Annotated in this window: 4 protein-coding genes; all 4 read left to right on the top strand. The window is 34.7% G+C overall.

What is annotated here, in order from left to right; all coding sequences use genetic code 11:
* Window positions 1-914 precede the first annotated feature (914 nt).
* The 4 genes from ACP6PL_RS24305 (at window position 915) to ACP6PL_RS24290 (ending at window position 5578) form a co-directional block, all read left to right on the top strand.
* The gene (locus ACP6PL_RS24305; RefSeq protein WP_426547892.1) at window positions 915-1325 is read left to right on the top strand and encodes a ubiquinone biosynthesis protein UbiE; all 411 of its coding nucleotides are present in this window, start codon (window positions 915-917) and stop codon (window positions 1323-1325) included.
* Window positions 1326-1330: 5 nt separating this feature from the next.
* A complete protein-coding gene (locus ACP6PL_RS24300; protein WP_426547890.1) occupies window positions 1331-1990 on the top strand; it encodes a class I SAM-dependent methyltransferase in 660 nt (219 codons plus the stop codon).
* Window positions 1991-2884: 894 nt separating this feature from the next.
* On the top strand, window positions 2885-4588 hold the full coding sequence (locus ACP6PL_RS24295) for a mechanosensitive ion channel family protein (RefSeq protein WP_426547888.1): 1704 nt from the start codon (window positions 2885-2887) through the stop codon (window positions 4586-4588).
* 495 nt (window positions 4589-5083) lie between these two features.
* Window positions 5084-5578, top strand: coding sequence for a YbjN domain-containing protein (locus ACP6PL_RS24290; RefSeq protein WP_426547886.1), 495 nt, complete (start codon window positions 5084-5086; stop codon window positions 5576-5578).
* Window positions 5579-6278: the final 700 nt, after the last annotated feature.

The following is a 6278-nucleotide window of genomic DNA, read 5'->3' as shown; positions in this document are numbered from 1 at the left end:
AAGGAAGAAGGAAGAAGGAAGAAGGAAGAAGGAAGAAGGAAGAAGGAAGAAGGAAAAAGGAAGAAGGAAGAAAGAAGAAGGAAGAAGGAAGAAAGAAGAAGGAAGAAAGAAGAAGGAAGAAATTTTGTAGTCTACCTTTGTGAAAACCGCTATAATAAATGTTTGCTACAAATTGCTAGGGAGCTTTTTAGGAGTCAGGAGTCAGGAGTCATATGGGAATAGCTTCTATATCATTTTTTAACTGGGAAATCATATTTTTTGTCAAAGGTAAATATCCTGTAAAATCTTTTTATTGCCCTTACTATTTGTAACATTCTTTTTTCAAATTGGTATAACTCCCTAGCTAGAGTTTGCTGAAAAAGTCTTTTTTCAGAAGTAGGGGAGTGGGGGAGTAATTTTTTTGCCCAACTCTTGCCCAAAATACTAGCTTTTTGAGCGAAATCAACTGAAACAGGCGCACTTTTTTCGCCCCCTAAAAATCATCAAACCTTTATCTGTAAACACTTTGAGATTTAATCAGCAAACCCTACCTAGTGAAAAATCACAAACATTTTCATTCTCTGAGAGTTACCTAGAAAAAATCCGGCGTAAAAGGATTTTCGGCTGCATCCTCAACAAAATTGTGATAACATAAAGATTGTAAGTCTCTCTTCGCCTATGAACATGACTTTTTATTCAACATTTTTACTCTGAGTCTGGTACCAAGTCTGCTTGCCTTAAAGCATGAAACTCTGTCATAAGTATTGGCAAAAATTCCAAATTTGGTAGGTGTTTTGGTGACCAAACCCCTACAAAGTATGAATTATACCGATATTACTCTAGATTTGATATTATACCAATTTTCAAAAGTCTTGCTATACTTAAAAACTGGAAAAAATCAGGTTCAAAATAATTATTAAAATAATAATATCATCATGCCAGATACAATCACAAAACTTACTTATCAAACATTTCAACAAAGTAAAATTTACTTTGCTTTAGCTCACAAAAGAATTTCTACTCAGCTGAGAAACTTTATTCATCCAAACCTCAAACTAAATACCAAATCTTTGTCTGCTGAAATTCTCCAAAAAATGCAGCAACGCATTGATAAAATCATCGAAAAAGATTTAGCAGATGGAGAAAAAGGCATATATCCAGTTAATATTATATTTGATAATCCATGGGCAGATTTTTTCAGTTATTATCCTAATGTTTGGCTAGATATGCCTAGCGTTTGGGAAAAAATTCAACAAAAGAAATATCAAGAGTTTTCTCAAGAAATAGATACTCAAGATTATCCTAATTATTACAAAATTTCCATTATCAAACAAATGGATACTTAAGCGAGATGTCAGCTAATCTCTATGATTTACAGGTAGAAATTTTATTTTCTGGTACTGCTGATGCGATGCGCAGGCGAATTTTAGCTCCATTAAAAATGGGGTTAGAAAAATTATTTTCTGGGCAAAACTTAGAGGCGATTGCTCCCCAACAACTAAGAGTTTTAGACATAGCTTGTGGTACTGGCAGAACATTAAAATTTATTCGGGCTACCTTGCCAAAAGCTTCTCTTTATGGTAATGACTTATCACCTGCTTACCTGAAAAAAGCAAATAAATTACTATCTGAAGAGTTGGGAGACCTACCTCAGCTTTTGCAAGGAAATGCAGAGAATTTACCTTTTCTAGATAACTATTTTCAGGGAATAACTTGTGTATTTACCTTCCATGAATTACCTCCAATGGTACGTCAAAAAGTCTTAGAAGAAGCTTTTCGAGTAATTCAACCAGGAGGCGTTTTTGTAATTTGTGATTCAATTCAAGCTTCTGATGAACCTGATTTTGCCACCATGTTAGAAAATTTTCCTGCAATGTTCCATGAACCTTATTATAAAGATTACATTAAGGATAATTTAGAAGAACGTTTAGAAAAAGCAGGCTTTGTAAATATTGCAACTGAAGTTCATTTTGTCAGTAAATATTGGGTTGGTTATAAACCTAATATTTAATCCTGATAATAAAGACATAATTATATAGCTGATAACAATTTTTTCATATCAGCTATATCATCTGAAATCCAGTTATATTTTTATAGAAAAAATACCTCTATAATTTTGCAGATATTTCTGACAATAACCCTATATAATTTCCACTATCAAATCATCAGTATTCTCACTTATGACTCCTGATTTAATTCTGAGCAAATACCTTAGGAAATCCTTCTGTTTACCGAAATATTGTGGTTTAAAGCCACCCGTTTTAAGGGGATAATAAATAAAAATTTTCCTGTTCGTCAATCCTCTTCTTTTCAAGGAGAGGTAATTCTTAATTCTAAATTCTTGAATATCGCCTATGACCTATTCCGTCATATCACTTTGATAAACGTTTAAGCTAGGGATATTGATTACAGGACTTTGCGCCGATGGTGAGGTACAATTTGTTAATTCTCTGCTGTATGTTGCCTAAAGTCCTAAAAAATTGTACTTTATCAAATCCAACACTGCTGTATAAGTACTTGTTTTTTGTATAAAGTTCGATCTGCTGATTGGGCAATAAAATTTACTATTGTTCTACCTTCTTCCCAGTTGGGTTTTTACTTCTTCGGAGTCTACACTATCCATTGGTAAACAACTTTTATTGCTAGAAGATAATCAAGAATTGTTTTGGCTAGAAAATATCAAGGATTGTCTTCTCATTTTTATGATATAGTTAATAGCCAAAAATTTTTCCTGTGCCTATATATATAGTCTTTATCATGCTAGTCAAGTCGCTTAAAGTCGCTTGTCTTGTTTTCTTTCCTCTTCCCTGTTAAGGTTTTAAGAAAATCGGTAATTTTGTACCTCACTCCTGATAGGAATTGGTATAAACCACTAAGCAATTTTACTCCCTTCTAGCAAACATTAATGATGAGACTAATAAAAAAATTATTATTAAGAACTGTTGCTGTTTTAATAATAATTCTTCTTAATCAGCATATTGTTATGGGGACGACAACCCCAACCCCATACCAGAACCCACTCAGACCACCAGCTACGAATAGTCCCCGTGCCACCCTTTCAGGATTTATGAGGAATATGAATGAAGCTTATCAGCTAATCCAGGAAGCTGAAGAGCAGTCAAAAAAAGAGGGGGGATTATGGCATTCTCGGGCTGTCAAAGAAAAAGGCCAGAAAGCAGAGTGGGCACTAAGACGGGCGGTGGATACCTTGAATCTTGTAGATATACCCCCAATTAGTCGTCAAGATATTGGTACAGAATATGCCTTAATGCTCAAGGAAGTCTTAGACCGCCTTAAATTGCCTAAAGGCAATAATATTCCTAGCAGGAAAGATGTTGAACAAGAAGACTTGAAACGCTGGGAAATTCCAGGAACTGAGATTGCAATTATGTTAGTTGAGGAAGGTTTTAATGTAAATGAATTTCTCTTCTCACCTGAAACAGTGAAGCGTATTAGAAACTTTTATCAATTGACTGAAAAAGTTCCTTATTATGAATCTAATTCATGGAAAACCTCCCCTGAGTTCTACAATTTCTATATCACTACACCTGGGTATCTGTTGCCTCCCAAGTGGAATAGCTGGCTGCCTAAGTGGACAAGTAAATTGATTCGAGGTCAGACTATTTGGCAATGGTTCAGCCTTGGCGTTATTAGCTCTATGCTGTTTTTTAGTATTTTAGGGGTAGCATTTTTACTCCGACAATATATTAATACCACCAATGAACAAAAAAAAGCATGGTTAGGGTTATTATTGCCAACTTTTACGCTATGGGTTGGGGAGACTTGGGAGTTGCTCATGGATAAAAGCATTAATATCACAGGCCAACTCCTAGATAATCTATTGAAACTATCAACTGTTATACAAGGTGGAGTTTTGGCTTGGTTAGCTTTTATGGTATTTAATGCTATTGCTTCTACTATTATCTCCAATATGCCTGCAGACAACAAATCCCTTGAAGCAATCATTGCTCGTAATGGAATTCGTATCCTTGGAGTTATGGCAGCATTAACAGTTTTTTACACTACTAGCAAACAAATTGGTGTAGCTGTTGGACCAATAATAGCTAGCTTTGGAATTAGCAGTATTGCTATTGGGTTAGGAGTGAAACCATACATAGAAAATATAGTTGGTGGTTTAACCTTATTTGTGAATCGCCCGATGAATATTGGAGATTTTTGCGAGTTAGGTGGTGTTACTGGTACAGTAGAAGATATTGGTTTGCGCTCAACATTGATTCGGACGGTAGATCGCAAGCTCATTTATGTCCCCAATACAGTAGTTTCTACATCCCAAATAGTTAATCATAGTCAGCGTGATAAACATACTTTTGATACTATAATTTCATTGAGCTATGATAGTATCCACGAAAGATTAGCAGAAACTATGGAAAACCTCCGAGTTATGCTCGCTCAACATCCAAAGCTTTCTGAAGAACGCATTAGTCTAGATAACTTGAGTAATGAAGTAATTGACATTGATTTATTCACATACATTTTAACCAAAGATTCAGATGAATCTATCCAAATTCAAGAGGAAATACTGCTGAAAATTAACGAAGTTCTTGATTTGATGGGAGTTGAAGTAGTTGCAATCTCTTTCAGAGAATAGTCTGGCACAAACTTAACCAAGTCAGAAGTCAGAAGTTGTTTTTGTAATAGGGATTAGAACAACTCTAAAAAAACATTTAGCCTTAAAAGGCGGGTTCATTAATTGATAATGAATAATGGATAATTACCTCTTTAACAATTGATAATGAACAATGGATAATGGATAATTAGTTTTGTTTCGCTGCGCGACATGAAAAGCGTTTCGGCTAAGAGCCGACATGAATGCGTAGCATTCCGATAGGAAAGTTTTGCAGAACGCAAACATAATTATCAATTATTAGGAGAGGCTTTAAACCAAATTGATTAATTATTTATTGGTAAATAGAAAAAAAGGCAAAAAGGTTCTAATTGTACAATACCTGCCAGATATGAAGTATGAAGCTGTAGGCATAAACAACTGATTAAGATGTAGCTACACTATATATGAATTTGGTATAAGTGTAAGTTCAAGGCTTAAACTGGTGAATAGATGATTTGACTATGGCTATAAGTAATTATGACGACTAACAATCCTGAAACTGTTTCTGTGGACAAGGCTTCTACTGAGGAAACAAATATTAACGAACTAACCGAATATGAAACTACTCTTAGCTATATAGAAGAGATTGAGACTGTCATTGCCAGTATGGCAGAAGAGCAAAAGGTAATGGTGGCTCAAAATGAAGCTGGCCATTTGTGGAAGTTTAAATATGGTAGTGTGGATGTATATGTCAGACTGACTGGAGAAACTGATGATGATAGTTTAACAGTTTGGTCTTATGTATTGAAGTTGCCTGCTAAAAATGAACCAGAGTTGATGCGTAGGTTGTTACAAATGAATTGGTTATCAACGATGGAATCGCATTTTGCCATTGTGGACAATCAAATTGTTGTTGTGGCAACTCGTACTGTAGCGGAATTATCTCCAGGAGAAATTTCGCGGGCAATTACTATTGTTGCAACTCTTGCTGATGAAAATGATGAGCCTTTAGCTGAGGAGTTTGGGCAATAAATATAAAGATATCTCCAGACATTAAGAAGCTTTTTATAGTAACCCTGGTAGAGATATTCTATGGAATGTCTCTACATTCTTTTTTACTGCTATGTCTATTAGGCGAGTTGAAAAAAATATTCCTACAAAGTTTTTGTTCATAGGAGAAAAGGAAATATTTTAATAGTTTTGTAAGTTATTTGAATCTAACTATTTTATTGAAATTTAGTATTGTATAAGCGGTGATAAATGTTGGCTAAAAATCAAGGTAGCTCTTATTATAACTGCTGATTTTTTGTACAAATTTATTGATTTGGGGAGAGAAAATCGATCATTTTTTTTCCTTCTATCTTACCTTTTTCCTTCTTCAGACTCTATAGTGTTTTTAATATTCTTTTGGCAAATTTGTATTATATAAAATCCTGTCATACAGTAATCGCAAAATCACCTCCTGTTAATACAGATGTTCTATTGAATACGAATTTAAAAATTTAATAGTTCAACTCCAATATTTCTCTTGACTCCTCCGGGATACAATAACTAATTACCGAATTATTAATTATTAATTGTTAATTAAATAATTGTGGTTTAAAGCCTCCCCTTGGATAGGGGAAAAAGCGGTTGAGGGATGGCGAGGTCCCCTCGCCATATCCAATCAACCAAGACAGCGGTCGGAAAGCGGAGCAGTCCGTTAGGATGGGATGCCGAGGTCTCCGTTCCC

The sequence above is a fragment of the Dapis purpurea BLCC-M126 genome, from assembly GCF_050015975.1.
GTDB lineage: Bacteria > Cyanobacteriota > Cyanobacteriia > Cyanobacteriales > Microcoleaceae > Trichodesmium.
This window is presented reverse-complemented; position numbering and strand designations above follow the sequence as displayed.

What these genes read in the sequence shown, in the direction of transcription:
- ACP6PL_RS24305 (WP_426547892.1), top strand. Translation starts at nt 915, where the DNA reads ATGCCAGATACAATCACAAAACTTACTTATCAAACATTTCAACAAAGT.
- ACP6PL_RS24300 (WP_426547890.1), top strand. Translation starts at nt 1,331, where the DNA reads ATGTCAGCTAATCTCTATGATTTACAGGTAGAAATTTTATTTTCTGGT.
- ACP6PL_RS24295 (WP_426547888.1), top strand. Translation starts at nt 2,885, where the DNA reads ATGATGAGACTAATAAAAAAATTATTATTAAGAACTGTTGCTGTTTTA.
- ACP6PL_RS24290 (WP_426547886.1), top strand. Translation starts at nt 5,084, where the DNA reads ATGACGACTAACAATCCTGAAACTGTTTCTGTGGACAAGGCTTCTACT.